Source organism: Vibrio sp. 2130-1 (genome assembly GCF_033339515.1).
This window is the reverse complement of the sequence record NZ_JAWOUT010000301.1, coordinates 1-683: the sequence shown is the minus strand read 5'-3', so window position 1 is coordinate 683 and position 683 is coordinate 1. Positions and strand designations below refer to the sequence as shown.

Annotated in this window: 1 protein-coding gene; it reads right to left on the bottom strand. The window is 46.6% G+C overall.

Features of this window, described 5'->3' with window-relative positions:
* Nucleotides 1–648 (bottom strand): ATP-dependent DNA helicase RecQ (locus R7Q09_RS25870; RefSeq protein ID WP_318143908.1); only part of this gene is annotated, 648 nt, incomplete at its 3' end.
* Between the last annotated feature and the right edge of the window lie 35 nt (nt 649–683).

The following is a 683-nucleotide window of genomic DNA, read 5'->3' as shown; positions in this document are numbered from 1 at the left end:
GGACTCTTCGCAAGGGATGACTGAAATATCGAGGTTCGAACGGTAAAAGCCAGTTACAGTAATGTGGTCACTCGCAATATCGAACTTATTTTTCATGTCCTCAATAACGGCGGGCGTTGCTGTGGCGGTCAGCAACAAGGTTTGGGGAATATTCAGTTCTCGCTGATATTGCGGCAACTTGAGGTAATCCGGACGGAAGTTATGTCCCCACTCAGAGATACAGTGCGCTTCATCGATCACCATCAAAGAGATTGGCACTTGGCGGATGAACTCGCGAAAGCGCTCGTTTTTGAGGCGTTCGACAGAAATCATCAAAATTTTGATTTCACCGTTTTTGACTCCAACCATTACGCATTGCGCTTCTTCTCTGCTTTGGCTGCTATCAATAGAAGCGGCGGCGATCCCTTTGCTTTGCAAAAAGCTCAGCTGATCTTTCATTAGTGCCAGTAATGGCGAGATCACTAAAGTGAGGTTTGGCAGCATGGTGGCGGGGAGTTGATAACAAAGAGATTTGCCCGAGCCCGTTGGAAATATTGCTGCTGCAGAGTAACCATTCATGACCGATTCAATAACTGGTTGTTGGCCTTGGCGTAATGAGTCAAAACCAAACACGGATTGAAGCGTTTGTAGTAACTGGGTACTTTGCATGTTAGGGAAACCTTTCTTCGGTGATAGACTAGGGT